Source organism: Oleiphilus sp. HI0067 (assembly GCF_001635735.1).
Genome location: NZ_LWFI01001061.1, coordinates 1 through 1,401, shown reverse-complemented (window position 1 = coordinate 1,401; position 1,401 = coordinate 1). Strand labels below are relative to the sequence as shown.

At 49.5% G+C, this 1,401-nt stretch carries 2 protein-coding genes; both read left to right on the top strand.

Going from position 1 to position 1,401, the window contains the following annotated elements; all coding sequences use genetic code 11:
- Positions 1-978 (top strand): isovaleryl-CoA dehydrogenase (locus tag A3739_RS14740; protein ID WP_068501900.1); only part of this gene is annotated, 978 nt, incomplete at its 5' end.
- Positions 979-990: 12 nt separating this feature from the next.
- Positions 991-1,401, top strand: a 411-nt coding sequence (locus A3739_RS14735) for a carboxyl transferase domain-containing protein (RefSeq protein WP_304440279.1), incomplete at its 3' end; no start/stop codon positions are given.

Here is a 1,401-nt window from a genome sequence, read left to right as displayed (position 1 = left end):
GAATTTGGTGGCAGCGGTCTGGGTTACATGGCGAACGTTGTTGCAATGGAAGAGATCAGCCGTGGTAGCGCCTCTATCGGCCTGAGTTACGGTGCCCACTCGAATTTATGCATTAACCAAATACACCGAAACGGTAATGACGAGCAACGCCGCAAATATCTACCCAAGCTCTGTTCAGGAGAGCATATCGGCGCTTTAGCAATGAGCGAACCGAACGCGGGAAGCGATGTCGTTAGCATGAAGCTGCGCGCTGAATATAAGGGCGACCACTACGTCCTTAACGGTAGCAAAATGTGGATTACGAACGGGCCAGATGCGAACACCTACGTCATCTACGCCAAAACCGACCCTCAATTAAATGCTCATGGCATCACAGCGTTCATTGTTGAGAGAGATTGGAAGGGTTTCTCTCGTTCACCAAAGCTCGACAAGCTTGGAATGCGCGGTTCGAACACTTGTGAGTTGGTATTTGAGAACGTTGAAGTGCCCGTCGAGAACGTATTAGGAGGTGAAAACAAGGGTGTAAAAGTCCTTATGAGCGGGCTAGATTACGAACGAATTGTTCTTAGTGGCGGGCCAACCGGCATCATGCAAGCCTGCATGGACAACGTTGTGCCGTACATCCACGAGCGTAAGCAATTTGGTCAATCGATTGGTGAGTTTCAATTGATCCAAGGCAAAGTCGCCGACATGTACACATCTCTCAACGCGTCACGAGCTTACTTATATACCGTCGCTCAAGCAGCTGATCGAGGGGAAACAACAAGAAAAGATGCCGCTGGCGTTATTCTTTATTGCGCCGAAGCTGCAACAAAAATGGCCTTAGATGCCATCCAGATATTAGGCGGCAACGGCTACATCAACGAATACGACACCGGGCGTTTGTTGCGTGACGCGAAACTGTACGAGATCGGTGCTGGCACATCAGAAGTGCGCCGGATGTTAATTGGTCGTGAACTGTTCAACGAAACGCGCTAAACGGAGCAAGCTATGCCAGTCATCAAATCAAAAGTGACCGTAGGCAGTGCGGAGTTTAATTCGCGACGCGACACAATGGATGCCTTAGTCGACGACCTACGTGAAAAACTGTCTGCTAACGCATCAACCCCGCATAATATCGCAGAGCGTCATCGAGCTAAAGGTAAATTGCTGCCTCGCGAGCGACTCGCTCATCTACTCGATCCTGGTACACCGTTTTTAGAGTTGAGCGCTTTAGCGGCGCATGAAGTTTACGACGAAGATATCCCTGCTGCTGGCGCTATCTGTGGTATCGGCATAATCAATAACACCGAATGTATGGTCGTGGTAAACGACTCGACCATCAAGGGAGGAACATATTACCCTCTATCAGTTAAAAAGCACCTTCGCGCACTTACCATTGCGGAAGAGAATAGACTGCCA